General features: G+C 41.1%; 31 protein-coding genes, 1 tRNA gene and 3 pseudogenes. 21 read left to right on the forward strand and 14 right to left on the reverse strand.

Going from position 1 to position 26,758, the window contains the following annotated elements:
- Both BGC07_RS12585 and BGC07_RS12590 read left to right on the forward strand, forming a co-directional pair.
- Positions 1-198 (forward strand): annotated as a pseudogene (locus tag BGC07_RS12585) (hypothetical protein); the annotation flags it as partial.
- Positions 199-350: 152 nt separating this feature from the next.
- Positions 351-980 carry a MarC family protein gene (locus BGC07_RS12590; RefSeq protein ID WP_069313396.1) on the forward strand — a complete coding sequence of 210 codons (630 nt, stop codon included), beginning with the start codon at positions 351-353 and terminating at the stop codon, positions 978-980.
- On the opposite strand, the gene BGC07_RS20180 is transcribed toward BGC07_RS12590, so the two are convergent.
- Positions 932-1,219 carry a hypothetical protein gene (locus BGC07_RS20180; protein WP_139121693.1) on the reverse strand — a complete coding sequence of 96 codons (288 nt, stop codon included), beginning with the start codon at positions 1,217-1,219 and terminating at the stop codon, positions 932-934. The genes BGC07_RS12590 and BGC07_RS20180 overlap by 49 nt on opposite strands.
- Before the next feature lie 277 nt (positions 1,220-1,496).
- Between BGC07_RS20180 and BGC07_RS12595 the strand changes: the two genes are divergently transcribed.
- Positions 1,497-3,089 carry an ATP-binding protein gene (locus tag BGC07_RS12595; protein ID WP_069313397.1) on the forward strand — a complete coding sequence of 531 codons (1,593 nt, stop codon included), beginning with the start codon at positions 1,497-1,499 and terminating at the stop codon, positions 3,087-3,089.
- 4 nt (positions 3,090-3,093) lie between these two features.
- Here BGC07_RS12595 and BGC07_RS12600 read toward each other — a convergent pair whose 3' ends face one another.
- The 5 genes from BGC07_RS12600 to BGC07_RS12620 form a co-directional block, all read right to left on the reverse strand.
- Positions 3,094-3,423, reverse strand: coding sequence for a TusE/DsrC/DsvC family sulfur relay protein (locus tag BGC07_RS12600; protein WP_069313398.1), 330 nt, complete (start codon positions 3,421-3,423; stop codon positions 3,094-3,096).
- 8 nt (positions 3,424-3,431) lie between these two features.
- The gene (tusB, locus tag BGC07_RS12605) at positions 3,432-3,719 is read right to left on the reverse strand and encodes a sulfurtransferase complex subunit TusB (RefSeq protein WP_069313399.1); all 288 of its coding nucleotides are present in this window, start codon (positions 3,717-3,719) and stop codon (positions 3,432-3,434) included.
- A 7-nt stretch (positions 3,720-3,726) separates the two neighbouring features.
- Complete coding sequence (gene tusC / locus BGC07_RS12610; RefSeq protein WP_069313400.1) at positions 3,727-4,083, reverse strand: sulfurtransferase complex subunit TusC; 357 nt, start codon at positions 4,081-4,083, stop codon at positions 3,727-3,729.
- Positions 4,084-4,122: 39 nt separating this feature from the next.
- On the reverse strand, positions 4,123-4,443 hold the full coding sequence (gene tusD, locus BGC07_RS12615) for a sulfurtransferase complex subunit TusD (RefSeq protein WP_235603164.1): 321 nt from the start codon (positions 4,441-4,443) through the stop codon (positions 4,123-4,125).
- 120 nt (positions 4,444-4,563) lie between these two features.
- Positions 4,564-5,238, reverse strand: a complete 675-nt coding sequence (locus BGC07_RS12620) for a Bax inhibitor-1/YccA family protein (RefSeq protein ID WP_069313401.1) — start codon at positions 5,236-5,238, stop codon at positions 4,564-4,566.
- A 116-nt stretch (positions 5,239-5,354) separates the two neighbouring features.
- Between BGC07_RS12620 and BGC07_RS12625 the strand changes: the two genes are divergently transcribed.
- Together BGC07_RS12625 and BGC07_RS12630 are read left to right on the forward strand one after the other, a co-directional pair.
- Positions 5,355-5,445: transfer RNA gene (locus BGC07_RS12625), tRNA-Ser, on the forward strand.
- 166 nt (positions 5,446-5,611) lie between these two features.
- Positions 5,612-6,250: a DUF4937 domain-containing protein gene (locus BGC07_RS12630; protein ID WP_069313402.1), complete on the forward strand. Its 639-nt coding sequence runs from the start codon at positions 5,612-5,614 to the stop codon at positions 6,248-6,250.
- A gap of 13 nt (positions 6,251-6,263) precedes the next feature.
- Here the strand turns inward: BGC07_RS12630 and BGC07_RS12635 are convergent, their stop codons facing one another.
- The 4 genes and pseudogenes from BGC07_RS12635 to metG form a co-directional block, all read right to left on the reverse strand.
- Positions 6,264-6,701 carry a DUF1841 family protein gene (locus tag BGC07_RS12635; protein ID WP_069313403.1) on the reverse strand — a complete coding sequence of 146 codons (438 nt, stop codon included), beginning with the start codon at positions 6,699-6,701 and terminating at the stop codon, positions 6,264-6,266.
- Positions 6,702-6,755: 54 nt separating this feature from the next.
- Positions 6,756-7,388: an endonuclease III gene (gene nth / locus BGC07_RS12640; RefSeq protein WP_069313404.1), complete on the reverse strand. Its 633-nt coding sequence runs from the start codon at positions 7,386-7,388 to the stop codon at positions 6,756-6,758.
- 42 nt (positions 7,389-7,430) lie between these two features.
- Positions 7,431-8,052: pseudogene (locus BGC07_RS23925) on the reverse strand (RnfABCDGE type electron transport complex subunit B).
- A 2-nt stretch (positions 8,053-8,054) separates the two neighbouring features.
- Positions 8,055-10,105: pseudogene (metG, locus tag BGC07_RS12650) on the reverse strand (methionine--tRNA ligase).
- Between the two features lie 284 nt (positions 10,106-10,389).
- Here metG and BGC07_RS12655 point away from each other — a divergent pair.
- Positions 10,390-10,626 carry a hypothetical protein gene (locus BGC07_RS12655; protein WP_069313405.1) on the forward strand — a complete coding sequence of 79 codons (237 nt, stop codon included), beginning with the start codon at positions 10,390-10,392 and terminating at the stop codon, positions 10,624-10,626.
- A complete protein-coding gene (locus tag BGC07_RS12660; RefSeq protein ID WP_069313406.1) occupies positions 10,619-11,158 on the forward strand; it encodes a TauD/TfdA dioxygenase family protein in 540 nt (179 codons plus the stop codon). Before BGC07_RS12655 ends, BGC07_RS12660 begins: the two co-directional genes overlap by 8 nt.
- A 6-nt stretch (positions 11,159-11,164) precedes the next feature.
- Here BGC07_RS12660 and BGC07_RS12665 read toward each other — a convergent pair whose 3' ends face one another.
- On the reverse strand, positions 11,165-11,449 hold the full coding sequence (locus BGC07_RS12665; protein WP_139121694.1) for a hypothetical protein: 285 nt from the start codon (positions 11,447-11,449) through the stop codon (positions 11,165-11,167).
- A gap of 83 nt (positions 11,450-11,532) precedes the next feature.
- A complete protein-coding gene (locus BGC07_RS12670; RefSeq protein ID WP_069313407.1) occupies positions 11,533-12,003 on the reverse strand; it encodes a hypothetical protein in 471 nt (156 codons plus the stop codon).
- A 286-nt stretch (positions 12,004-12,289) separates the two neighbouring features.
- Between BGC07_RS12670 and BGC07_RS12675 the strand changes: the two genes are divergently transcribed.
- Both BGC07_RS12675 and BGC07_RS12680 read left to right on the forward strand, forming a co-directional pair.
- Entirely contained in the window at positions 12,290-13,582 is a 1,293-nt protein-coding gene (locus tag BGC07_RS12675) for an MFS transporter (RefSeq protein WP_069313408.1), read from the forward strand.
- Positions 13,583-13,883: 301 nt separating this feature from the next.
- Positions 13,884-14,921, forward strand: coding sequence for a hypothetical protein (locus tag BGC07_RS12680; protein WP_069313409.1), 1,038 nt, complete (start codon positions 13,884-13,886; stop codon positions 14,919-14,921).
- 9 nt (positions 14,922-14,930) lie between these two features.
- Here the strand turns inward: BGC07_RS12680 and BGC07_RS12685 are convergent, their stop codons facing one another.
- Positions 14,931-15,320: a RidA family protein gene (locus BGC07_RS12685; protein WP_069313410.1), complete on the reverse strand. Its 390-nt coding sequence runs from the start codon at positions 15,318-15,320 to the stop codon at positions 14,931-14,933.
- 72 nt (positions 15,321-15,392) lie between these two features.
- On the opposite strand from BGC07_RS12685, the gene BGC07_RS23395 reads away from it, so the two are divergent.
- From BGC07_RS23395 to BGC07_RS12730, 12 genes are all read left to right on the forward strand, one after another.
- Entirely contained in the window at positions 15,393-15,827 is a 435-nt protein-coding gene (locus BGC07_RS23395) for a diaminopimelate decarboxylase family protein (RefSeq protein WP_077216899.1), read from the forward strand.
- Positions 15,818-16,684, forward strand: coding sequence for a diaminopimelate decarboxylase (gene lysA, locus BGC07_RS22470; RefSeq protein ID WP_077216900.1), 867 nt, complete (start codon positions 15,818-15,820; stop codon positions 16,682-16,684). Before BGC07_RS23395 ends, lysA begins: the two co-directional genes overlap by 10 nt.
- A 15-nt stretch (positions 16,685-16,699) precedes the next feature.
- A complete protein-coding gene (locus BGC07_RS12695; protein WP_069313411.1) occupies positions 16,700-17,986 on the forward strand; it encodes an aspartate kinase in 1,287 nt (428 codons plus the stop codon).
- A 17-nt stretch (positions 17,987-18,003) separates the two neighbouring features.
- Complete coding sequence (locus BGC07_RS12700) at positions 18,004-19,761, forward strand: ABC transporter substrate-binding protein (protein ID WP_235603176.1); 1,758 nt, start codon at positions 18,004-18,006, stop codon at positions 19,759-19,761.
- A 9-nt stretch (positions 19,762-19,770) separates the two neighbouring features.
- Positions 19,771-20,760 carry an ABC transporter permease gene (locus BGC07_RS12705; protein WP_069313413.1) on the forward strand — a complete coding sequence of 330 codons (990 nt, stop codon included), beginning with the start codon at positions 19,771-19,773 and terminating at the stop codon, positions 20,758-20,760.
- 69 nt (positions 20,761-20,829) lie between these two features.
- The gene (locus BGC07_RS12710; protein WP_235603177.1) at positions 20,830-21,837 is read left to right on the forward strand and encodes an ABC transporter permease; all 1,008 of its coding nucleotides are present in this window, start codon (positions 20,830-20,832) and stop codon (positions 21,835-21,837) included.
- Positions 21,838-21,868: 31 nt separating this feature from the next.
- Positions 21,869-22,144: an ATP-binding cassette domain-containing protein gene (locus BGC07_RS23400; RefSeq protein ID WP_268801664.1), complete on the forward strand. Its 276-nt coding sequence runs from the start codon at positions 21,869-21,871 to the stop codon at positions 22,142-22,144.
- Positions 22,126-22,875: an ABC transporter ATP-binding protein gene (locus tag BGC07_RS23405; RefSeq protein WP_268801665.1), complete on the forward strand. Its 750-nt coding sequence runs from the start codon at positions 22,126-22,128 to the stop codon at positions 22,873-22,875. Before BGC07_RS23400 ends, BGC07_RS23405 begins: the two co-directional genes overlap by 19 nt.
- Positions 22,872-23,822 carry an ABC transporter ATP-binding protein gene (locus tag BGC07_RS12720; RefSeq protein ID WP_069313414.1) on the forward strand — a complete coding sequence of 317 codons (951 nt, stop codon included), beginning with the start codon at positions 22,872-22,874 and terminating at the stop codon, positions 23,820-23,822. Before BGC07_RS23405 ends, BGC07_RS12720 begins: the two co-directional genes overlap by 4 nt.
- 158 nt (positions 23,823-23,980) lie before the next feature.
- A complete protein-coding gene (locus tag BGC07_RS12725) occupies positions 23,981-24,250 on the forward strand; it encodes an RNA recognition motif domain-containing protein (protein ID WP_069313415.1) in 270 nt (89 codons plus the stop codon).
- 178 nt (positions 24,251-24,428) lie between these two features.
- Positions 24,429-24,830 carry a Na+ dependent nucleoside transporter N-terminal domain-containing protein gene (locus BGC07_RS22485; RefSeq protein WP_235603178.1) on the forward strand — a complete coding sequence of 134 codons (402 nt, stop codon included), beginning with the start codon at positions 24,429-24,431 and terminating at the stop codon, positions 24,828-24,830.
- A gap of 22 nt (positions 24,831-24,852) precedes the next feature.
- The gene (locus tag BGC07_RS12730; RefSeq protein WP_235603179.1) at positions 24,853-25,719 is read left to right on the forward strand and encodes a nucleoside transporter C-terminal domain-containing protein; all 867 of its coding nucleotides are present in this window, start codon (positions 24,853-24,855) and stop codon (positions 25,717-25,719) included.
- Between the two features lie 87 nt (positions 25,720-25,806).
- Here BGC07_RS12730 and BGC07_RS12735 read toward each other — a convergent pair whose 3' ends face one another.
- Positions 25,807-26,460: a helix-turn-helix domain-containing protein gene (locus BGC07_RS12735; RefSeq protein ID WP_069313416.1), complete on the reverse strand. Its 654-nt coding sequence runs from the start codon at positions 26,458-26,460 to the stop codon at positions 25,807-25,809.
- Positions 26,461-26,758: the final 298 nt, after the last annotated feature.

Raw genomic sequence — 26,758 nt, forward strand, 5'->3', positions numbered from 1 at the left:
TTGCCTTTTTCAATTCAGGAGGCTTTGCTCAAAAAAGCGAGTGAAGTACAAAAGCAAATGACAGCGGCACAAATCACCAGTGCCCGACGTTTGTCTGAGGTTTATATGCGCAAATTTAATGGCTGGGAGATCAAGGGGATTGATCATATCGGTGCATCACCTTTGCCCACGGGACTTAAAGATATGAGGATTAAATAATAAGCAGTGAATAAACATATCAGTATGCTGTTGTTGGGCGTGTTACCATCTTATGGTAGCATGTGGGCTGTTTAAGAATTTATCTGTACTTAATTATCTCTTTAAATCAAGAGAAAACTTAGAATAGAAACTGGCACAGGGGCTAGCAAGTTATGCTAACGACGCTAATTACTGCAACGATTACATTGATTATTGTCATGGATCCTGTTGGCAATATTCCAGTCTTTCTTTCGGTTTTAAAAAATGTTGACCCAAAGCGTCGTCTACGGATTATTTTACGAGAAACATTTATTGCTTATATTATTATCGTGAGCTTTCTGTTTGGTGGCCAATATATTCTAAAGTTTTTAGGGGTTTCTACTTCTGCATTAAGTATTGGCGGAGGTATTATTTTATTTTTAATTTCCTTGAAAATGATCTTTCCTGCCAGCCATGGAGATGGTGAAGTGCAAATGGGGGAGCCTTTTATTGTGCCGCTGGCGATTCCATTGGTCGCAGGCCCTGCAGCATTGGCAACGGTAATGATTTCGGCGATGAAAGACCCGACTCACACGTGGGTGTGGTTCATTGCAATTACAGTCGCCTCATTACTGACTTTGATTGTGTTAAGCTCTGCGCCCTTATTGCAGCGATTGTTGGGCGCTAAAGGCTTGGTGGCGATTGAACGCTTAATGGGGATGTTGCTGGTTATTATGTCGGTACAGATGCTACTTTCGGGCGTGAATACCTTTTTTCACTCTACACAAGAAGCGGCCGTTGTGGCTGTCACTAGTAATAGCTGATTAGACTTGTGTAAGCTTTTCAAATAATGATCTAAATTCAAGCGCTTAAAGCCGCGTTGCATGCATGACAAGATGTATTGCCTGATTTTTTGAATTAGTGCGGGGTTGTCATGCCTAAACTGAACCTGATGCTGACCTTCAGCCGTGCTCAAGATCAATGTGCTTTTACGGATGCTGACAGGGCGGTAGTCGCTTAAACGTAGCTTGTTCACCCCTAATGTAATTATCATCGTTGTCATTTTCCTCATATAACCTCAGATGGGCTAGTATAAAGAGCGATGCTTAGCGCTTACTTAAGCTTGATCACTCTTTTTCTATCTCTATGATTATAAAGAAATATAAATACTCTGATAGGTCTTCATCGAGGCTGATTTATAAACATAAAATAAATAAAACAAGGGCGCAAATAACTTCATTAATTTTGTTTTATTACAGTAGGCTAGATAGCTTTGCTTATGTTTTTCATACTTTTTTAGCATTCTCCTTCTACACTAGGGTGTATAAGTTGGGGGGATTATGAAGCACACGTTTGATTGCCAAAGTTTGCTGGCCCATTTGAATGATTTAGTCATTCAATCTGACTCGGAAGGTCGGGCGCTTTATTTTAATGAAGTGGCCTTGAGGAAATTGGGCTTTTATGGTGAGCAAGTCAATCGCGCTGAGGTCAAAGAGTTCTTATTTGATTTAGAGGGTCGGCCGATTGATTGCGCTGCAAGCTTAAAAAAACAGCCTGCAGAACTTCGTTCGATTTACGGGGACTCTATTTCGGTATTGGTGACAAGCTACCCTGAACCCGACGGCAGTGTGATGCTCATTTGCCAAGAGCAGCAGAACATTAAAACTTACGATAATGCAGCAGGTATGCAGTATTACCAGCACAATGAACATTTAAAAATATTATATCGTGTTACGACCTCAAATTATGAAAATTTTGCTGAAATGTTGATTGCTTACTTAAATGCAGGGATTCAACTGTTAGGCTTGGAAACGGGATTTTTGAGCGAAGTGGATGGTGATGACCATAAAATTGTTGCCTCAATTTCTTCACTTGCCGAATTGAAAAAAGGCTCAGTGTCAAAATTGGATCAGATGTATTGTGAAACGGTTGTTCGTCATAAGCGGACAGTGACTTATTTGCATGTTGGTGCAATTCGGGCAATGCGTGATCACCCTGCTTGTAAAGAGCTTGGATTACAGTCCTACATCGGTATGCCGGTTTTTATTGATCAAAAATTTTATGGCACCCTGGGTTTTGTCTCTACAGAAGCGCGAGAAGAAGAGTTTGATTGGTTTGATTTAGAAATTGCTGAGATGATGGCAAGAACGCTAGGGGATGCGTTAGAGCTTGCCCAATTACATCAAGCTTTACAGGACAAAAATACTAACTTGCATGAAGTGAACGATAATTTAGAGCGCTTTGCTTTCGCAGCTTCACACGATTTAAAATCACCATTGCGGCGCTTGAGCATTTACAGCCAGATTTTAGAGACAAATTTGGCGGATAATCAAACTGAAGAAGTAAAAGACAGTATTGATTATATTCAAAAAAGTGTGAGTCGGATGACTCAGCTCGTCAATGCGATTTTATCGTTCTCTCGCTCGGGCAAGGTGCAGATTGAGCCTCAAATCTCGATTACAGGCGTTATTGAAGATGCGCTGCAAGCATTAGAGGTTGATTTACAAGAAAAGCAAGCCGATGTGCAGCATGATGTAATGCCGACGATTGCCGCAGACCCGTCATTGCTTTCCTTAGTGTTCCAAAATTTAATTGCGAATGCATTAAAATACATTGAACCTGATAAAAAGCCGGAAATAAAAATCAGCTGTTCTGAGCAGCAGGGTTATTACGTATTTGGCGTGCAAGATAATGGCGTAGGGATAGACCCTGCCTATCATCATAAAGTGTTTGATAATTTTGAGCGTTTGAATAATGTGGAAGGCCAGGAGGGCAGTGGTTTAGGTCTCGCTACTTGCCGCAAGGTGGTTGAGAATCATGGTGGTAAAATTTGGTTAGAGTCTGAAGGTGTTGGTCATGGCACTTGTTTTTATTTTACGGTTAAAGCAGATGAGAAAAGGTCACCATTATTAAATCGACCTTCAGCAGCCTAGCACGTTAAATACATCGAGCTGGCTTAGGAAGACCTGCAATTTTAGTCGCTTGTTTTGCCGCGCCTTGTGGAAATAACTTCATCAGATAGAGGCTGTTGCCTTTGTTAGGGCCATATTCTTCTTTTAAGGCTTTCACTAACATGCGAATTGCCGGTGAAGTATTGTACTTTTGATAAAAATCACGGACAAAGTGAATGATTTCCCAATGATCAGCTGTTAAGGTAATGCCTTCTTGTTCGGCGATAATCGGGGCTAATTCTTGATGCCAATCGGCTGGATTTTTTAAGTAGCCAGAGGCGTCTGTTTCGATGATTTGCTGATTAAATTGAAGCATTTTTGGGCTTAATTCCAGGTTAAACTATTGTCAAACTGAGCGATTAGCTCAACAAATTTTTTATAATCTATAACCGTAATACTTGAATCTAGTTGATCAATCCCCCGTGCTTTTAAATCAGCCTCCAGAGCGAAGCAAGGCGTAGACGCTTTTTTTGTCAATTGATAGCTTATGCTTGTTGCATAAACACCATTTTCAAGCAGTAAAATAGCATCTTTTTCATGCAATTGCTCTAGGCAGCGCGATAAGGCGGTGGTTTGATACGGTGATGATTGAATGAGATGTAAGGTTGCCATAACTGAATTAAAAGCTCAATAAGTGATCATGTGAATAAATACATTGGTAAATTTCAGTGGTTTTTAGTCGTGTATAAGAGTGCTGAATATCGTTATGAGTGAGGCTATATTGTTGTAAAGCCGTACTGTCGATATAAATATTTTCTACATCATAAAGCGTGAGTAGTTGATAAACTGGGAGCTGATTTTTGCATTTTAATGCTTTTGTACTTTGATTTTTTTTCAGCTGTAAGATGCCATCGCCGACAAAAAATACACTCAAATCTTCGATCATTGCAGAAGCGGCTAAAGCTGCATTTAAGCCAGATTGTGCAGTATGATTGCCATAGGGGGCGGTTTGGAGAATAATTGCCAGGCTTTTCATTATTGAGCGCCCTTAAAGCTAATGAGGCGGTCTGCTTGACTAGACTCTGCAAAAAAATTCGGCGAGCCCGCTTAATTTAAAAGGTTGGACTGGCTCAGTGATGCCGTGCTCTTCGGCTTGTGTAATACATAAGCGCAGCGGGATATGGTGTTGATTGGCAAGTTGTTGCCAAAGCTCAATAATATTTACTTCATCGCTGGGTAGAATGACATGAGTTTGGCCATGAAGGACTCCGGCTTGATAAAAAAACACTTGCTGAATTTTATGCCCTGATTGTACGGCAGCTTGGCTAAAGTGGTAGGCGCTTAAGCTACCTTGATGCTCGAAAGGGGAGCATTGAATAAAAATAGCAAAGTTCATGATTTTTTAATATGTCCTGTCATTGCAGCCAAAATAACCCATCCTAAATTAACTTGCTAAGATAGCAAAACCCCCAGAAGGGGGCTTTGTTGCTGTTCAAACTAGAGTCGCTTTAAAGCTCTAGTCGCGATTGCCTGCAAACATGCCAAAAAGTTGCAATAAGGTCAAGAAGATATTCAGCAAAGAGACATAAAGCATCACCGTGGCCGAAATATAGTTATTCTCACCGCCTCTGACGATCATGTTTGTTGTATAAAGAATGTAACCTGCTGAAATTAAAGCCAATACGATAGATATGGCTAAGGCTAGAGCGGGAAGCTTTAAGAATAAGTTTGCAACAACGGCCACAAGGACAACAATGACACCTGCGAACAATAACGTCCCTATGTTGGTAAAGTCACGTTTGGTGGTCATGGCGATGGCTGAGAGCACGAAGAAAACGACCCCAGTGGAGCCTAGTGCCATCATAATCAGCTCATTACCGTTGCTAAAGGTTGTTATGTAGAAATTGAGTATGGGGCCTATGGTATAGCCTAAAAAGCCGGTGAGGGCGAAGACAAGGACTAACCCCCAGACGCTGTTGCGTAGGGCTTGAGTGGCAAAGAGCAGGGCAAAGTAGACAACGAGAGTGATGATCGGGTTTAAAGGGGTGACTTGGGCAACCATCGCATAGCCCGCTGTGATCGCACTAAAAACGAGTGTTAAAGCGAGTAGGAAGTAAGTGTTGCGCAACACCTTGTTGGTGGCGAGAATGGACTCGCCACGGCGTTCTATAGTTGGTTTTTGTTCAAACATCGTCGTCTCCACAAATTGACTAACATGCTACCTTTAACATTATCGACTGCATCAAAAAAATCAAGCCAGCCCTTGCATTTGAAATCAATCTCTTATATTATGCATTCCGTCTTTACGGAGGGATGGCAGAGCGGTTGAATGCACCGGTCTTGAAAACCGGCAAGGGTTAATAGCCCTTCCAGGGTTCGAATCCCTGTCCCTCCGCCAGACTTTACGCCTTTTCCCTTTCTTAGTCTTCGCAAACATACTACATAAGACTTTTTTCATCCTGAAAAATTCCACTACTGAACAGCGAGTTGTTTTCTTTATGCAACGAATATTCCAGAAATGTTCTACACCTAAAGGTATTGAGGGGTAATACTAGGTAGCTGCGATGCTAGTGCAGTGGATCTGTGGGGAAGTCTTGGACAATCAAAGAGATGCTTTTGCTAAGCAGCAAAGTGATTGGCAAAAAGAATTGAATGTTGCTCCTGGCTTTGTCGCACAAGCAGGGGGGTGGGATTGCCACAATGAAGATGAAGTGAGTGTGCTCGATTTTTGGCAAGACCGAGACGCCTTTGAAGCCTTTAATCAAAGACCCCATCTTGAGTTATGTGGCACAGATGCAGATAATTCATGTCGTTTGTTATCGTTAAGTGTTTTTGAGCTTAGCCTAATGATTAACGGAGAATGTGACGATTTTTTTACGGCAATTTCCAAGTGTGAGGTGATGCGAGTAGCCGAGTGTACCGTTAAAGAAGATTGTGTAGAGCATTTTCTTGATGCCCAGCGTAATATTTGGGCACCGGGGTTAAAAGATGCGCATGCGCTCTGTGCGGCGGTCATGCACAATATTAATAATCCAAGGCATCATTTTGTTGTTAGTTTATGGAAAGATCAAAAAGAACATAAAAATTACACGCTGCGGAGTTTGCCAGTATTGCGAAGCCAGTCAGAAATTTTGAAAGATGTTGATTTTCTTTGGGGTAAACTCGTCAATTTTAGCCCTGATTGGATGATGATAAAAAAATAAAGTAAATTTATTTTTAATTATATCGCTTTAGTATTTTCTTTAGGCGTTTAATATACTGAGCCTCATCAGGTGCTTGATTATCTCGCTGTGCTTGCCAGAGTGTTTCGGCAAGGGCATCCATCATAAGGTGCTCAGCCTCTAGATTATTACCTAATTTGATACTTAAACTTTGATGGATTTGGCTAATACCCTTGGGACGGTTGGTCGAGACTTGCTCACGGATGCCCAGGTGCATAGACAAATGCAAAAAAGGGTTCGCCTCACCAAATTCTGGTAAATAATCTTGGTTAATATAGCGGTCCATATTGCTAAAAATAAAGTGATATTCAGGATGTTCAGCGATGACTTGGCAAATTGTCACTTCTAAGGGCGATAAAATTTCATTGTTTTCTTGTTTGCTCCAAGCATCAAAAAATTGTTTGCGTAGTTCGGTGCGGTTATCTGAAAACATGATTTTTACCTGCTATTTTATCTAAATATAATATAATTATTGTTTTGAATTAAGCTATAGTATTTTAGCTTTATATTCACATAATTCATTAATAACACAATCATTGCATTTTGGCTTGCGTGCTTGGCAGACATAGCGGCCGTGTAATACCAGCCAGTGGTGAGCATCACGTAAAAAATCTTTTGGAATGACTTTTAAGAGTTTATCTTCCACTTGCCGCACGGTTTTGCCAGGGGCAAGGCCAGTGCGGTTGGCGACGCGAAAGACGTGAGTATCGACGGCGAGTGTTGGTTCGCCAAAGGCGGTATTTAACACGACATTCGCTGTTTTTCTACCAACACCAGGTAAGGCTTCAAGCTCTTTACGCTGAGTTGGCACTTCACCTTGGTATTGTTCATGTAAAATTTGGCAGGTTTTGATGATATTGGCCGCTTTATTATTATAAAGGCCGATGGTTTTAATATAGTCTTTGAGAGCTTCTTCGCCGAGCATTAATATACGTTCTGCCGTATTGGCGACAGCAAAGAGCTTAACTGTTGCCTTATTGACCCCGATGTCTGTTGCTTGAGCCGATAGGATCACCGCAATGAGTAATTCAAAGGGGTTATTAAAATTAAGCTCAGTGGTCGGCTCTGGATTATCAGCCTGTAGCTGTTCAAAAATAAGGCGTCGTTTGGCAGCGTTCACAGCGTTGTCCTGTTTGTTTTTTCATTTTAATTTTGATTTTTTTTAGGCGAGTCGTTTGGCCTTAGCACGAGCGGCGGCGGCTTTAACAAAGTCTTGGCGTGCCTTGATGGTAGCTTGCTCAGACTGCGCCTGTTTCAGCCCACCTTGACGTGCTTGGCGTTGAGCGTCGAGCTTTTCTTCTCGGTCACGTTCCAAACGTAGGGTGCGAGCGTGATAACGCTGTTTATACTGCTCTGATTGTAGTTCACTGTATTGGATTGGTGCAGGAATAATATCAATGCAATCCATCGGGCAGGGGGCGATACAAAGCTCACAGCCACTACACTCACTTTGAATGATAGTATGCATGCGCTTAGGTCCACCGGAAATCGCATCGACGGGGCAGGCCTTAATGCATTTTACACAACCGATGCAACGTGACTCATCAATTTTCGCCATAAGTTTAGGGCCGTGCTGACCGTTTTTTTGGATTGAGCACTTTGACTTCACGATCCAATAGCTCAGAGAGTTTGATGATGGTCTCTGGTCCGCCTGGTGGGCATTGGTTATGAGCCGTTCCTGCTGCAACGGCTTTTGCATAGGCGTTGCAATCAGGGTAGCCACAGCGAGTGCACTGGGTCTGTGGTAGCAGTGCCTCGATTGCTTCAATGGATACAGCTTTCATTGTCATTTTACACGCATACCTGGCATAGCACCGTCATCTGGATTGAGGATCCAGAAATCCTTACCGCCAGGGCCTGCAGCTAGAACCATGCCTTCTGAGATACCAAAGCGCATCTTACGAGGTGTTAGGTTTGCTACCATGACAGTGAGTTTGCCTTCGAGCTCTTCGGGCTGATAAGCGGATTTGATGCCGGCGAAGACATTACGAGTTTCGCCGCCTAAGTCTAAGGTCAACTGAAGTAATTTATTGGCTTCTTTAACGTGTTCAGCCTTGATGATTTTAGCGATACGCAGATCAACTTTTGCAAAGTCATCAATCGAAATGGTTTCGGCAATAGGGTCTTTGTTTAGTAAATTATCTTCTTTGTCAGCGTTAACAGTCGGTGTTGTACCGATGCTGGCTTCTTTGGCGAGTTCTTCTTTGGTTTCTTCGATGATTTTGTCGATTTGTGCCGGCTCGATGCGTTTCATCAACGGTTTAAAGTTATTGATCTGATGATTTAATAAAGCATATTGACTCTCTGCCCAAGTGAGAGAATTTATATTTAAGAAGGCTTCAGCATCTTTACTTAACTCAGGTAAGACGGGTTTTAGATAAAGCGCAAGCATACGGAAAAGGTTGATGCCCATCGTACACACTAGATGGACTTTTTCTTCCTGACCTTCTTCTTTGATAAGCTGCCAAGGTTTGTAATGGTCAATATATTGATTGGCTTTATCGGCAAGTGCCATGATTTCACGCATGGCAAAAGCGAAGTCACGGGACTCGTAATAATTGGCAATGGTATCGGCTTGCTTGCTGAATTCATCAAATAAAGTAGGGTCATCTAATGTTTCTGCAAGTTGATTGTTAAAGCGTTTTTTTATAAAACCAGCACAGCGACTGGCGATATTGACAACTTTACCGACGAGATCAGAGTTAATTCGTTGAGTGAAGTCTTCGAGGTTTAAATCAATATCATCAATGCGACGGTTCAGTTTGGCGGCAAAGTAGTAGCGTAAATACTCAGAGCTTAAGTGATTTAAGTAGGTGCTCGCCTTGATGAAGGTGCCGCGAGACTTTGACATTTTCTGCCCATCAACGGTGAGCATGCCGTGAACAAAGACATTACTCGGCTTACGAAAACCTGCCCCTTCAAGCATGGCCGGCCAAAATAAACTATGGAAATATACAATATCTTTGCCGATAAAATGATACAATTCAGTCTGATCGTCCTGTTTCCAGAATTCGTTAAAATCAAGATTTTTCTTTTTGGCAAGATCCATAAAGCTGGCCATATAACCAACCGGTGCGTCCAGCCAGACGTAAAAATACTTGCCAGGAGCGTTTGGAATTTCAAAACCAAAATAAGGTGCGTCACGGGAAATATCCCAATCGCTTAAGCCGCTTTCAAACCACTCATTTAGCTTATTGGCGATTTCTTCTTGCAGGTGCCCTTGTTGGATCCATGTTTTGAGCATGTTTTCATAATTAGTGAGTTTAAAAAATGTAATGCTCGGATTCTTTTTCTATCGGTGTTGCGCCTGAAACGACAGAAATCGCGTTTTTTAAATCGCACGGACTATAAGTGGCGCCACAAGACTCGCAAGAATCACCGTACTGATCGGCCGTACCGCATTTTGGGCACTCACCCTTAACAAAGCGGTCAGGTAAGAACATTTTTTTCCTCAGGGTCAAAGGCTTGAATAATCGTACGTTTTTCTATATCACCATTTTTATCAAGTTGGTTATAGATGTGGCTAACCAGCTCTTTGTTTTCAGAGCTATGGGTCGTATAGAAGTTATCAAAGTTGATATTAAAGCCTTTAAAATCTTGTTCATGCTCTTTGGCAAAGCGGGCAATGAGTTCTTCTGGACTGATTCCCTCTTTTTCTGCACGGAGCATGATGGGGGTGCCGTGGGCATCGCTGCCACTGATTAAGTAACATTCATTGCCATGCATACGTTGGAAGCGAGCCCAGATATCTGCTTGAATTGCTTCGATAATATGGCCTAAGTGAAGAGAGCCGTTGGCGTAGTACAGGGCTGTAGTTGCTAATATTTTTCGTTGCATGACGTTTTGGCACCTAAATGAAGATTACTCGTATATAACTGTCTGAAAATTGAAAGGCATAATATAGCATGTTTTTAGCAAGGCGATAAGTTTTAGCGATTGGCGGCTTTACTGTTTAGGTGGGGCAAGAGCGGATGAATTTATATGATCGATTTGTGTTCTGATTATGTTTTTAACAATAACCTAACGATGTGTAAATAATAAATAATTTATAAGAACTTATAAAAGGGCTAATATGATTGCGTGTCTTTAATTAATTTGTAATTTCATATAAGGATATTGTTATGGAATTTAATAAGCGAATAGGATTAGAAATTAGAGAGTTTTCTTTGGGTGATTTGGAGGGTACAGAGATTAGGTCCTTGCTGTTTGAGCATAAATTGTTATTGCTTAGGAATGTTGATTTGACTTTAGTTGAATTTAAAAATTTAATGGCAGGTATTTTACCTTTAGCAAAGGCCCCTTTAGCAATTGAAGGAGAACCCTTTGTTACTCGACTTTCAAATAGGGAGAATGCCTAAAAAATTGGGCCGACAGGCAGGCGTGTTTTGGCATTCTGATGGCGCTTCATTGGATGTGCCCCCGCAGGCAACTGCGTTGTATATTCGTCAAGCACCAAAAGCAGGTGGACAGACTTCGTTTATTGATATGGTTCAAGCTTACCAGGCATTACCAGAGCATCTAAAATCTTATTTAGATGGAAAAACAGGTTGCTTTACTAAGAATGTTTCTTATGTTGGCATGCAAAATGTCGGCAAGGCTGAAGCTATTCACCCTTTGGTATGGCAGCATCGTCACATTAATCGATGTGCTTTATATACAAATAATAAGTTTCTATCGCATATTTGTGATGTGGAAAAAACAGAATCAGAACGAGTATTAGCCAAGCTTGCTGAGTCTAGCTTAAAAGATGAATCGACCTTTACTCATACTTGGCAGGATAATGATCTAATTATCTGGGATAATGATCAAGTGATCCATAAAGCAACACCTACCCCTGGGGGTGAGATTAAAGAAGGTTTGCGAATTATATTAGAGAGCCAAGCAGCATGATTCATGCTACTTTTGGCTTTGCTTAATGTAATAACGGGCGCGCTCAACTTTGTTAATACAGTTTGGAAATTTATTAAATTGTTGTTGGATTTTTGCCGCGGACAGTAAACTTGCCGCTTTGGTATAATCGACGGTGCCATCGAGACCTTTGGTTTTGGCATAGTCGAGTTCTTTATAGGCTTGTTTTAGACCTTCTTCACATTGATCGGCTTGTTGAGGATTACTTGGTGCTCCTGCGCAAGCGGTGAGAATCAGTGAAATTAGCAATAGTGAAGTTTTTTTTATCATCATAATCATGCCTTTTGTAATGTAGTATTAGTAATAATAAAAAAGAAGCTTAATGTAAATAGCCTGATAATTTACTTAATTTTATCTTAATAAAGCGAGCAGCTGTTTGCCTTATTATGACTCCAGTCCATCAGTGTTTTCATTGCTGGCCGCCCCGATTTCTCAGTATAAATTGTGAGCTTGGTTTTTTGCTGAGTGACGGCGCTGATGGTTGCAACAAGAACGTAGATGCCACCTTTAGGAATCATTTGCCAAAAATGATCAGCCTCAATGGGGATTTGAAGGCTAAATGTGGCTTTGTTTTTGCCAGTCAGATAAATTGAGGGCGTGATGATCGATTTACTGTCTTTAGTTAAGCAATTATTCGAGTTAGTAATAATAGCGCTGATTACAGTTTCGAAATTTTGATCGACAATTTGGCTTTGTTCGCTAGAGTGTGCAGCACCTTCTTGAATGCTTGCGATGAAGTCAGCGCTATCTTGAGGCGGGCGACTGCAAGCGCTTATGGTGAGCACGAGTAAGCCGGTGAGTGTGAGAACAAGTGGTTTCAGTGACATAGTGATCTCGTTTTTGTGTCTATAGACTTAAGGTTAGTAGAAGATTAAAAGAGAGTTTTAGTTGCTGGTGATTTATATAAAGTTTAATGAGTTAGGAATAATGTACGGGTATTGATGTGAGATGCTAGTGCTTTGAATTATAGATTTTTTATAGTGTGTTCAATAACTAGGTTTATGATAAATATAAATAAATCAGAAGATTGGTGTTTTGAAATTATTAGTTGAATTTTTGTGCATAGTTTGTTAGTGTTCTGCCGTTTGTGTCAAAAATAAGGTTTCCTGCACGATGAGTGATTTATCCACGTCCCCAGATCTAACTGCCTTGTCCACAAAAACCTCCTCTATGAAAGCCTGGGCCATCAGTTTGGTCGGTGGCTTGTTTTTCTTCTACGAATTTATTCAAATGAACATGTTTAATTCTTTGGCTGGGAGTTTGACGACAACCTTTCATTTATCTGCTTTTCAAATTGGCTTAGTCTCTGCGTTTTACTTTCTTGCTGATTCCATATTGCTGTACCCGGCAGGAGTCTTGGTTGATCGTTTGTCCTCACGCCGGGTGATTATTTACGGCATGGTGATGTGCATTATTGGTACACTGTTAATTGCCAGTGCAAGTAGCTCCTGGTTCTTAGTGGTTGCTCGCTTTCTTGAGGGAATCTCTGCGGCTTTTTGTTTATTAAGTATCTTACGTTTAGCCTCTCAATGGCTTCCTGAAAATCGCATGGCGACCGCTTCTGGCATGATTGTAACGATAGGGATGCTCGGTGGCGCAGTCTCTCAGACACCGCTCACAATGATGATTGAGCAATGGGGGTGGCGTGAGGCGCTCTATGGTGTTGCGCTGATTGGTGTGGTTTTATTAGCGATTGTGTTTATTGTTGTTAAAGATGCGCCTGTTTCTAGGCAGCACGCTAAACTGCAAATAAACCCAGCTGATAAGGTTGGCTTTTGGCAGACACTGGCTATTTTGGTGAAAAACCCACATAACTGGCTGATTGGTTTATATATTGCGTTGATGAACTTACCGATTATGCTGCTAGGAGGGCTGTTTGGTTCTCATTTTATGCAACAAGGTCATGGTTTTTCAGCCACTGAGGCTGCAACGATTAATATGATGATTTTTATTGGCACAATCGTTGGATCAACGGTGGTTGGTTTTGTGTCTGATTTCTTGCGACAGCGCCGCTTACCGATGATAGTTTCAGCGGTGATTTCATTGGTTATTTTCTTGGTCATTCTATATGCGCATGGCTTGAGTTATTCGAGCTATATTGGCTTATTCTTCTTGCTTGGCTTCTTTACTGCCGCGCAAATCTTAGGCTATCCAGCAGCACAAGCATCGAATCCTGGAAAAATCGTTGGTTCTGCTTTGGGCTTTGTGTCAGTGATTATCATGACCGCACCGACCTTATTACAGCCGCTGACCGGTTGGCTGATGGGCCTTGCTGGTGATCATAAAGTAGACGGTGTGATGCAGTATTCTTTAATCAGTTATCAATATGCTCTTCAAGTGCTTGTTGTTGGTTTTGTCATCAGCATCTTTTGTGCCTATAAATTGCCTGAGACCTATAAGAAGTAAACAATTCGCCCTGCTAAACCTAAAGCAAAATTTATTGTGGTAGTTCAGGTTATAAATACGGCTACCACCGGCTGATTTACTAAATCGATTATTCCAAAATTTTTGTTATGTTCTCAGCCGTTATTATGGTGATGTAAAAAGAGTGTTGTCCCTTTATTTTACTTAGACCAAGCAGACTATGCTGTTGCCAGAGGCGTTTATGGTAAAGACTCGGATAAAATTACCATTTTTTTTGTTTATAAGGTATGGTTGAATGGTATAGCCGTTGATAGCTTTTTTAGAGCAAGACTAAGGTGATGACATGACATATGAGCATAAAAGAAATGGTGGGGCCGGTGATAACGACTGCTTAATAGTGAGTCTTGGCAGAGCAGTTAATCCTCGACTTTCTGAGCAGGCTGCGAAGCAAGCCGGATGGCAAGCCATGCTAAAAAATATACAGGAGTCGAGTGATCTTGAGAGACTCCGAGTGCTTTACGTTTCTGCACATCATGCTTATAAAGAAGATTTTTCGAGAATGGGGAAATTATTGCCATTAACTGATGATGGTAGTGCTCCAGAAAACTTGACTGAGTTGAAGAAAAACTTGGGTGCCTTTATTCGTCAGCTTTCTCAACGTTCAGATATTACGAAGAGTGTTGAGCTGTTTGGTGCTTTTAGTGATGACTTCTTTTTAGCGCATAATATTATTCTTGTGGATCGAGAAAGATTGATAAATGGGCAAGCTGCTTTATTCGCTGAAATGAAAAGTATGATTGACTCTGGTAGGACACCACAAATTATTGCTCATAATGGTAGTTACAGTTGCGGCCACTTTAGCAATGTTATTTCGGTAGGCCCGGTAACACAGTTCGATTATGACGATTTTACTCAATTAGTCGCTGGGCCGCTGGGTGGCGCTGTAGGCTATAAAGCATCTCATTCTACTTCTTCTGGTGTCAAAAAGAGCGCTCGGACCGAAAGAGTGCTTGATGATTGCACAGATACTGAGCTGCAAACTTTTGCGAAAAATGTAAAGAATTATGGAGACATAGAACTATTCCAGAGCACTTATCAACGCTTAAGTGAGAGCAGGCAAGCTAGTCTCAGTGATGCTAAGAAAATGACATCAAAAATCCAGGAAGTATGGGATGCAGAGCTTGCACGTCAATTGCAATTTGAAGAATTTAACGGTTTGCCTAAACAGCAAGGGCTAGGGCCTCGATGTTCTGATACTGCTAGACTCGCAGTTGTGGAGAAAAGCCTGCTATTTTTTAAACATCAAATAGATGTACATCAAGGAGATGTAGGTAAAGAAAGAGCTTTGGGAGGAGAGTCTCTAGCAGTGCCGGTCTGCTAGAGAGGTTGGTTAAACATTTTCCAAAACTAACACTGCATCTGCTTCGACCTGTACTCCTTTTGGCAAAGCGCTGACCTCAACTGCAGCACGTGCTGGAAAGGGGGCTTTGAAGTGCTCTTGCATGACTAAGTTAAGTTTTGCGAACTGGTCCAAATCTGTTAAATAGAGATTTAATTTAACGATATCATCGATAGAACCGCCTGCCGCTTTGCAGATTGCCGCTAGGTTACGGAATACCTGATGAACTTGACCCTCAAAATCATCATCCGTGATTTCTGATGTTTTAGGATCGAGTGGAATTTGCCCTGAAATATAAACAGTATCTTTAACTTGTATCGCTTGTGAGTACGTCCCAATCGCGGCAGGTGCATTGTCAGTTTGAATAACATGGCGCTTCATGAATTTTTTCCTTACATTTTTGTCGTATTGCAAATTAATCTCTACTTTGGCATGGTAAAGTGAGTAAGTCTAGTGGCCGATAATAATGGTTTATTGATGTCGAGTTTTTTTTATAAAAATAATGAGCTGTATTGTGATGGTGTTTCGTTAGCCAAGCTTGCAAAAGAGGTCGGCACGCCGTGTTTCGTCTACTCTGAAAGCGATTTAAAAAAGAATTGCCAAGAATTTAAACAGGCTTTTGACGAGGTTAAGATAAAAACGCATTTACGCTATGCGGTGAAAGCATCGAGTAATTTGGCAATATTACAAGCAATTTTTAGAGAAGGCTATGGCGCTGATGTGGTTTCGCAAGGTGAGATTATGCGCTCTTTAAAGGCTGAGCTAGAGGCTAAAAATATCGTTTTTTCAGGAGTAGGCAAGACAGCGAATGAAATAAAATACGCACTGGATGTTGGTATTGGCTTATTTAATGTTGAGTCTTTTGCTGAGCTTAAAAAATTGCTCTAGTCGCTGAAAAGAATAATCAAGTAGCAGCGGTGTGTTTGCGTGTTAATCCAAATATCGATGCGAAAACGCATAAAAATATTACAACTGGCATTCACAATAATAAATTTGGTTTAGCCAAGGTTGAATTTGATCAAGCGCTTACTTTATTGGAGGCAAATGAAAATTTAGAGTATTGTGGGCTATCTTGTCATATCGGCAGTCAAATTATGCAATTAGAGCCTATTGCTGCGGCGGCAAACTATATGGCAAAACTTTATCAAAGATTGCTTAAAAAAGGTTTAGTCGGGCGTTTTATCGATATGGGTGGGGGGATTGGTGTAGGCTATCGCCATGATGAAAAGTGTTGTTTTAGCTTTAGTGAATATGCAAGTATGCTTGAGAAAGTCATTGGCCCAACAGGCGCAGAGCTGATTATCGAGCCTGGGAGAATTATTAGCGCATCCGCGGCTAAGCTATTAACTGAAGTTATTTATTGTAAAGAAGGTAGTGACAAGCGTTTTGTTATCTGCGATGCCGGAATGACTGAGCTTGCGCGTCCAGGGCTTTATCAGGCTTATCACCATATTCAAGCGCTTAAACGCAAGAAAGAAAATGAAAGAAGTGTTGATAAGAGGATAGATATCGTAGGACCCATTTGTGAGTCGACAGACTGGTTAGGTCGGGATCGTGATATTGCTGGTATTGAGTCTGGAGACTTATTAGCGATAGATGATTGTGGAGCTTATTGCGCATCGATGTCTTCAAATTATAATAGCCGGCCGCATGTTGCTGAGGTACTTGTCCACGGATCTTGCTATACTATAATTCGAAAGCCTCAGTCGATAGAGTCATTGTGGCAAGGTGAGGCCGTATTATAAATATAAAGGGTATCCATGTACCATCAGTTGTCAAAACAGAGTGTCATCGTTCAAAAATATGGAGGCACTTCTGTTGAAAGTGTTGAGAAAATCCATAAGATTGCACAACGTATTGCCAGACAGTATCAGTCAGGTATGAAAAAAATAGTAGTTGTTGTCAGTGCGATGGGCAAAGAAACCAATCGCCTTGTGGGCTTAACTGAGGCTTTAAATGATCCAATTGATGCGGCAAGTTATGACATGGTGGTTTCAGCAGGGGAGCAGGTCAGTGCAGGTTTAATGGCGGCGGCCTTAAAGCAAGACAATATTCCGGCTAAACCTTTTTTGGCTCACCAGCTAGCGATTTGTACAGACAGCACTCATGGTTCTGCACAGATTAAAAGTATTAACATTAGCAAAATCAGTGAGTGTTGGCAGCAGGGAATAATTCCTGTGGTTGCGGGTTTTCAAGGGATTGATACTTTGGGCGAGCTGACGACCTTAGGGCGCGGAGGCAGCGATACAACGGCGGCGACGCTTGCTGCATTCTTAAATGCCGATTTATGTGAAATTAATACCGATGTTGAAGGGGTTTACAGTGCAGACCCTAACCGAGTTAAAGGTGCGCGCTTATTAAAAGTGTTGGATTATCAAGTTGCCCGTGAAATGGCAATATTAGGTAGCCGAGTTTTGCATCCGCGTTGTGTAGAAATTGGTGCCAAATATAATATTCCGATTGTAGTGCGAGATACATTTAGTCAAGAACAGCGGGATTATACTTTGGTTCATTCAGGAGTTAAGCAAGCTTGTAAAAATAATGTGCAGGTGACGAGTCTCTCTGTGGATAAAAATATAGCCAGAGTTGTGCTTGCCGGCCTTACTTCAAAACAAATGGCAGAACTATTTGATCAATTTGTAAAAGTGGGTGTGAATGTTGACGTGATTGTCCATGAACGTGTTGAAGAAGAAGAAAGAACGCAAGTGAGCTTTTCGGTTTCGATGCTTGATCAATTAAAAGTATTGACAATTTTGGAGAGAACAAAGCTTCAACCTGGCTATAGTGTATTTAATTTTGTGATTGAGTATGAGTTAGCAAAAGTCTCCGTTATCGGCTCAGGACTATTAGCACAGTCTGCAATTACCGCTCAATTATTGCAAACTTTAGAGCAGGCGGATATCGAGGTGTATATGCTGTCATCGTCTGAGGTAAAAATTTCTTGCCTCGTATTAAAAGAAGAGGCAACAATAGCCTGCCAGCTATTGCATGATGATTTAATCAAGGGCAGATCTAACAAACGGGTCATCAGAGCCGTGGCATCATGATATAAAAGGAGATGACTATGAGGTTGTTATGGATGACAACCTTAATTATTTTCAGTCTATTCTGGATCGTTAGTTTTGCTGAACCCTTTCGCTTTCCAAGTGCTTGGACATCGGCAAAGCAGGGTGAAGCGCGTTACGGTGGGCAACTGAAGGTTAAACAAAATGCTCAGTTAATGGGCTTTAATCCCTTTACAACCTCTACTGCTGGCGCGTTACCTCAACGAATTTCTAATGGGGTCGCTGCTTTAATTCGAGATCCAGCAACGCGCGAATATGTGCCTTATATGGCAAAGCAATATTATTTCAGTAGTGATGGGCGAGTTTTAACGGTAGAGTTACGTGATCATTTATATTTTAGTGATGGCTCGCCGATTACTGCAGAAGATTTCGTGACAACGGCTTGGATTCATCAAGACGCAAAACTAGGCTCTAATCTATACGCGCCCTTGTATATTAATAAAGAAAAAATCGAATTTAAAAAAATTAATGATAAAACATTTATTGTTATTTTTCCAAAGCCCTATGCATTGGCGCTGCCAACTTTAAGTTCGTTAACTCCTTGGCCGGCGAAAATATTTTGGCAGGCTTATCAGCAAGGGGGGGCGGCAGCCGTACGTAAAATGTGGACTTTGAGTACACCAATAGAACAAATTATCTCTCCAGGACCTTTTATTGTTGAGCAGTTAAAAGAAGGTCGGGCGATTTTAAAGAAAAATCCTTACTTTGCTAAATGGAACCAAGATGCGTGGGGGCAGCCTGTACCCTATATCGATGGTGTGACGATTTACGCAGGATTAGAGTCTAATCCATTGAATTTATTTTTAGTCGGTATTATTGATGATATTGATTTATCTAATGCAAGTTCACTTCGACAAGTTAAAGAAGCCATCCATAAGGGCGAACCGATTAAATTACTATTTAATGTGGGCCCATCGCTTTTAAACATGTCTTTAAGTTTTAACTGGAATTTAAAAAGCAAGCCTCAATTAGAGCGGTTATTTCGTAATAAAAAATTCCGCCAATCCATGAGCATGCTGATGGATCGAGAAAAAATGATCGAAATATTGCGAGGAGGCATTGGTTATCCTGCTTATGGGCCAGTACCTTTAGCGCAAAAAGAATGGCAATCACCGACATTGAATAAATATATTTATAACCCTAAAAAGGCCCAAAAGCTATTAGCAGACCTAGGCTATGCTAAGAAAAATAGCCGTGGTTTTCTAATCAATAACAAAGGCCAAGAGATCCGTTTTAGCATTATGGTGCCTGAATCGGCTCAATCGCTCTATTATAATATTGGTGTGATTTTCTCACGAGATGCGCGTGCGGCAGGGGTAAATGTTAATATTTTGCCAACGAATTGGACTTTGCTTACAGGTTATACCTCGCAAGTGGCGGATGATCGGGGCTTTGAGGCGGTAATCATTGGTTTGACGGGTTATCAGCAGGGTTGGCCGTACTTTTCCAATGAAATCCCCTGTGGCGGCAATTTAAATATTTATAACATTAATGAGAATAAGTCCTGTTTGTTTAAAGATGAGCAGCAGGTCAATGACCTGTATTATCAAGGCGTATATGAGGTTGATATCAATCAGCGACGGGTGCTGAATAAAAAGATTCAAGAAATCTACAGTAAACTGCAGCCGAAAATTTATGTCTTTTCGGATGCGGTGAGTTATGCCTGGAATAAACGCTTAGGTGGAATTTATCCGAGGCAATTGATTGATTCGATTAATGGCTTATATAGTTTGCCTTTAGTGTATATACGGCGTTAGGAGAGTGGCATGGCTTATGTGCTCAGGAGTATTCTTTACATGATCCCGACGATTTTGCTGGGGACATTGTTGGTTTTTTTGATTTTATATTTATCTCCTGGCAATTATGTGACTTTTTTGCAAGCAACGAATCCCCACTTTACCGCAACACAGTTAAATGAGATGACCGCTGAGCTGGGTTTAAATCAACCTTGGTGGCAGCAGTATCTACATTGGTTGTGGAACGTTTTTCATGGTGACTTAGGCCGCTCTTACTTATATAACGAAACGGTGATTAAGCTTGTTTGGCCGCGCATGCTTAACTCATTTGTGATTATCGCTTTAAGCACATTTTTTATTTATTTGTTTGGCTTTTTGATTGGTATTTATTCGGCGACAAACAGAGGCAGGTTTACTGAGCGCTTTGTCAATGCGACAAGCTATATTTTTGTTGGTATCCCCTCGTTTTTTTTGGCTTTATTATTTATTTACTTAATTGTCTTATTAAAGCAAAAATATGATATAGCCATTCCATTGCATGGTATGACGTCTGATAACTATCAGCAATTATCTTTTATAGGAAAAGTCGTTGATATTTTAAAACATGTGATTTTTCCATCGATTGTTGCCTCACTTGTCTCGATTGCTTTTATCAGCCGTTTAGTGCGCACACAGATGCTTGAGTTTTTGCATCATGACTTTGTCCGTACCGCACGCGCAAAAGGGGCTTCAGAAACATCAGTGGTGTATAAGCATACATTGAAAAATGCAATATTGCCTTTTATCTCAGATATTGGTGGTTTTTTGTCAGGTCTGATTAGTGGTGCAGGTTTAATTGAGGTGGTTTTTAATTACCCAGGGTTAACGCCTTTATTTTTGCAAGCGATTTATGCCAAAGATACACCTGTGATTGCTGGGATTACTTTACTGTCGATGTTAATTCTAGTGATTGGCAATATTTTAGGTGATTTATTGCTAACTTGGTTTGATCCGCGGGTGAACTATCAAGTGAGTCAATAGTATGGTAAGAATTAGTTTTTGGCAGCGCTTTAGAAAAAATCCCTTGGCTGTTTGCGGGGGATTCTCGTATTGTTTGTCGGCTTGCTGGCCTTATTTGCAGGTTTTATCGCACCTTATGGCCCCGATGATTACGATAAGCCTTATACCAACCAAATGCAGCCGACAACCGTACACTTTATTGATCCTGAAACTGGAGATTTATCTTGGCCTTTTGTATACGGTTATACACGAAGTTTTGATAGGAATACGTTTGCGATTGAATATCACCCAAATAAAAAAGAAACTTACCCGATTGAATTTTTTGTGAAAGGCAGTGAATATCATTTATTTGGTTTCATTCCAATGGATCGGCATTTATTTGGAGTAAAATCACCCGGGAAAGTGTTTATCTTTGGTTGTGATCGTTATGGCCGTGATATTTTTAGCCGAATTGTTTGGGGTGCGCAGATTTCATTAACGCTTGCATTAATGGCAACGTTGGTTTCTTTGTTATTAGGGTGTGTGATTGGTGGTATTGCCGGTTACGTTGGCGGTTGGCTAGATAATCTGGTGATGCGCTTTATTGAGGTGATTTATGCAATTCCGACTTTATTTTTATTGCTTGCCTTGCGATCGTTATTGCCGATGGATTTAGATCCACTGCATGTGATGTATGCGATGGTATTGATTCTAGGTTTATTAGGTTGGGGAGGGTTAGCTCGGGTAGTACGAGGCAGCGTGCTGTCTTTAAAGACTAAAGATCATGTACAAGCGGCGAAGGTATTGGGTTTTTCACGGCGACGGATTTTGTTTCTACATATTTTACCTGAGCTTTATGGTTTTATTTTAGTTACCGTGACATTGGCGATTCCTGCAAATTTATTAATTACGTCTTTTTTGAGCTTTTTAGGTTTAGGAGTGAATGATCCGTATGTTGATTGGGGGCTATTACTCAATAATGCACAGACAGCTGGGGCGACGGGGATTGCGCAAATGCCGTGGATTTTAATACCCGGGATTTTTTTGATTGTGACTGTGGTTGCTTTTAATTTGCTCGGCGATGGTGTGCGCGACGTGCTGGACCCTAAGCAAGAATAAATTAAGGTTAAAGGGAAAATAAGGGATTTTCATGGAAGAGGCTGTGATTGAAATTGATAAGCTCGCGATTCATTTGCATCGGCATGGCCAGTATTTAACCCCGGTGCGTGAAGTTTCTTTGGCTTTAAAGCCGGGATGTGTGACAGCCTTAGTGGGAGAGTCGGGTTCAGGAAAATCATTGACTGCGCTTTCTTTACTAAGGCTGCTTCCTCCGGCTCGTGTTGATGGGCATATTTGGTTTTTAAATAATAGAGATCATGTTGATAAAAGTATTAATCAAAAAAAAAAGTGGATTTACTTTCTTTAAGTTTACAAAGCATTAAGCGCTTGCGCGGCCGTGACTTATCGATGATTTTTCAAGACCCATTTACTGCGTTAAATCCGGTGTTTTCGGTGGGAAAGCAAGTCGTTGAAGCGCTAAGGCTGCATCAAAAAATATCCTTTAACGAGGCGCATGGCGAGGCGATTGAGTTGTTCGAAAAAGTGGGTTTGACTGATGCTAAAGGGTGTTTTAAACGTTATCCGCATGAACTTTCTGGCGGTATGCGCCAACGTATTATGATTGCAATGGCGATGATTTGCCGACCAAAAGTCTTGATTGCCGATGAGCCAACAACGGCTTTAGATGTGACGGTACAAGCGCAGATTATTGCTTTATTACATAATTTAAAAGAAGAGTTTAATGTCAGCATTTTATTAATTACCCATGATATGGGGGTGGTCGCTGAACTTGCTGATGAAGTTGCGGTTATGTATGCCGGGCAGATTGTTGAGTCTGCTGGGGTTTATCAATTATTTGCATCGCCTTCTCATCCTTATACCCAGGCTTTACTGACAAGTGTACCAAGACTAAACAGTAAAAAAGCAGTTGAGCCTATTCCGGGGAGTCAGCCGCAATTAACAGAAAAAATCACCGGCTGTGCTTTTTATCAACGTTGCAAATTCGTTGAAAGTAAATGTCTAAAAAGCCCCGCATTAAAAGAAATAAATTACGGTCATTTAGTGCGTTGCTTTTATGCTGAGCAGAGGGAAGCGTGAGTCATTTATTATCTGTTGATGCGCTTAGTTTTAGTTATGGTTTTCAAAAAAGAAAGTTTTTTAAAAACGTTGTTGGGAACCCTGCTTTAGTTGATGTTTCGTTTGAATTGGCCGAAGGTGAGTCATTGGGGATTGTTGGAGAATCGGGTTCGGGTAAGAGTACCTTGGCGCGGTTATTATTAAGGTTGCTGCAGCCAAATCAAGGCCAGATCTTGTATCGTAGTCAAGATGCTTTTTCAAAAGCCTATAAACGACGAGATTATGCCAAATGTGTACAGTTGATTTTTCAAGACCCATTATCAAGTTTGAATCCGCGGCGTACTGTATTACAAACCCTAATGGAGGTTTTGGTCTTTCATCAAAAAAGCGCACCTAAGAAAAATATTCAAGCACAAGCTATCAACTTACTCAGTGAAGTCGGGTTAAATGAGAGCAGTAGTGCTCATTACCCTCATGAGCTTTCTGGAGGGCAGCGTCAACGGTTGGCAATTGCAAGGGCTCTTGCTGTGCGCCCTGAGTTATTAGTTGCAGACGAAGTGGTTTCTGCGCTAGATGTATCAGTACAGGCTCAAATTATCCAATTAATCCAAACATTATTAAAAGAGCATGAGTTGAGTTTGATTTTTATTAGTCATGATTTAGCGGTTGTGCAGCAGCTGACATCAACGACTTTGGTGATGTTCCAAGGGCGAATTGTTGAAATATTGCCCTCAGAGAAGCTTGATCAAGCGAGGCACCCCTATACACAGTCTTTGCTTAAAGCGATTCCGGTTCTTGATCCAAGGCAGCGCCGCACGCACTCTATGTGCTTGGATAGAGAAGTTTCTCTATCAGGGTGCCCATTTTTGTCACGTTGTAATATCTCATCGACACGATGCCAGGATGATATTCCGCCATTGATTAATATTGGAAAAAATCAAAAAATCGCCTGTTGGAATGCTGAATAATATGCGTTGAATTAAAAGCACTGTACAGCGCATGAAATAATCTTTAGAGAAAGTATACGTTCTCTAGGATATGGTGTATACTCTACCCAGCGTATTCTTTAGACTAAGCGCTAATTGGTACGTGATTTAAGTTAAACTGTTATTTAATGAGATTTTACATGAAAAAACTGTACGTAGGAAACCTGCCATATAGCGCAGATGATGCATCACTTGAAGAACTTTTCTCTCAATTCGGTGCTATTACGAGCGTTAAAGTGATCCAAGATCGCGAAACAGGCCGTTCTAAAGGATTCGCATTCGTTGAATTTGATGAGAAAGCTGCTGCTGAAGCTGCGTTGAAATTGGATGGTCAAGATAATGGCGGTCGTCCTATGAAAGTTAGCATGGCTAAGCCGCAAGAAAAGCGTCAGCCACGTAACAGCTGGTAAGCGTTTACCTGAAAAGCCAGGTGCCTTTCTAGGTGTTTGGCTTCCTTCCCCTCTCGTTTCCCCCAAGATATCCTTAGTTTTTTCTTTTCTTTTTATTTTATAGTTCGCTTTTCGCTTACCTTGTTGCTTAATTGTCGGTATAATCGCATTTTTTAGTGAATACCTTTAGAGTGTGGCAATGCAGTTGAGTCATTATCTTTTCCCTATCTTACATGGCGTTATTGGTCTTGTTGGTTTTTGTTTTATTGCATTTTTACTCAGTGAAAATCGTAAAGCAATCCGTTGGCGTCAGGTGTTAGGAGGCTTAGTTGCACAAATTGTCGTCTTGTTGATGCTGTTTTTGATCCCTTGGTTTGCCGATGTTTTTATGGCAATTAATGCTGTAGTTCAAGCGTTGATGAGTGCGACGTTGACTGCAACGAGTACGATTTTTGGTTATATCGGTGGTGGCGCCTTACCTTTTGCAATAAAACCAGGGGGGCAGGCGAGCTTAATGGTGTTGGCTTTGCAAGCGCTTCCTTTGGTGATTACTATTGCCGCTTTAGCGGCGCTATTAACCTATTGGGGGGCTTCTAAATAAAATTGTCCAGGGAATGGGTTGGTTGCTAAAACGGATTTTTGGTGTTGGTGGAGCTTTGGGGGTTGGAGTCTCTTCTAATATTTTTTTAGGCGTTTCAGAGGCGCCGTTAATGATTCGTCCTTATTTTAATAAATTAACGCGCAGTGAGTTATTTACCATGATGACCGTTGGTCTTGCTGGGACGGCAGGAACTGTGATGGGTTTATATGTTGCCATTTTATCAGGAGTTCTAGGTAAAGTGGGTATGATGCATGTGATTTCAGCGGTGTTGGTGACAATCCCTGCGGTTGTGACTATCGCAAGAATTATTATTCCAGAAACAGAAATCATGACAGAAGGTCGTGTTGCTCATGAGCATGAGGCAAGCAATAGTTTAGAAGCATTGACCTTGGGTGCTTTTGAAGGCGGTAAAATTTTATTAGGCATTATTGTGATGATGATTGGTGTGGTTGCCGTCGTTAAATTTTTGGATAAAGGCTTAGCGCTGATTCATCTTGGTGATTTACATTTAAGTATGACGGGAATTATGACCTGGGTAATGGAGCCTGTGGTTTGGTTGATGGGAGTGCCGAGCGGTCAAATCCATGTTGCTGCTGGATTAATGGCATCAAAGGTGGTAATTAATGAGCTTGTTGCATTTGAGCAATTAGGAGCGTTGCGCCACAGTTTAGATCCACGTACACAGCTGATGATGGTGTATGCGATGTGTGGTTTTTCAAATTTTTCGAGTATTGGTATTTTGATCGGAACCTATAATGCATTAATACCTGGACGTCGAGCAGAATATGTTAAGTTATCATTTAAGGCATTAATTGCCGCAGTATTATGCACATCTATGTCGGGGACGGTGTTAGGAATGTTTTATGGTTTGTTGCCTTCTGCATTCTAGATTAGAAGAAGATGGGAGGAAAAATTGCAGGGAAGAAATTGAGCTGATATTTAAATCAGCTCAAAAATTATGGAGACCTACTTGGGATTAAAAGTTTATTTTCGATTGTACGAGCGGTGCAATGATCTTATCACCCTTTTGCAGTTGTAAGTAAGCGCCGAGTTCAGAGTGTGCGGATTTTAGGTATTGATAGGGTTTATCAATAATTAATTGCTTGAATACATAGCTGTTATGGCTGTGTAAATAGGCAAGGACATAACTGCGATCGCTGACTGTTTGTTCTGGATCAAAAATGAGCACGCTGTCTTTTGGGAAGAAAGGGGTCATTGAGTCATCAGGCATGCGTGTTGCAAAACTGCTTGCGCTAAATTCGCTATTGACTTTGATCTGTTCGCACTCTTCTGTTGCCAGGGTAGATGACTCGGAAGTAAGTCGATTATTTAGCTGTCCCCACTGAACAAGAGGAACGTTTAACCATTTGGTGGCAATTTTTTGAAAGTTACGCAGTTCTTCCTCGCCGATCATTTGACTGACGGTTATGGAGAAAAAGTCGCATACGGGTTTGAGTGATGAGATGGTTGGGTTGCATGTTTTATCATTTGACATGCGGTTGATTGTGCCAACGGCAATACCCGTGCTTTTTGCAAGCTGAGAGGTTGTTACGCCATGCTCTCTCATCAAACGATTTAAGCGTTCGGCGAGAGTGTGAGTATTGCTCTGGGTAAGTTCTAGTTTAGTCATGCTCCTGATTGTACTCCCTCTTATGAAGCGGTTTCATTGTTTTGTTTGTTATATCAACATTGTTCTATTAATGTCATATATCATAAAGCTAAGATGATGCTTTGCTGCTAAGAATAACTAATTATAGTTGTAGTAACAACGACTAAATCAAAAACATTGTGCTTATGATAAGAGAATACCTGCAATCTTCTTTGGTAGGGAAAATATTTTCAATAAGCGCTTGACCTAACAGCGAAAGACTGTATAATCGGTTCCTGTTGTCACACAAAGGCGACTAAAAAAAAGCCTCAGGCTAACA

The organism is Piscirickettsia litoralis, from assembly GCF_001720395.1.
Taxonomy (GTDB): Bacteria; Pseudomonadota; Gammaproteobacteria; order Piscirickettsiales; family Piscirickettsiaceae; genus Piscirickettsia; species Piscirickettsia litoralis.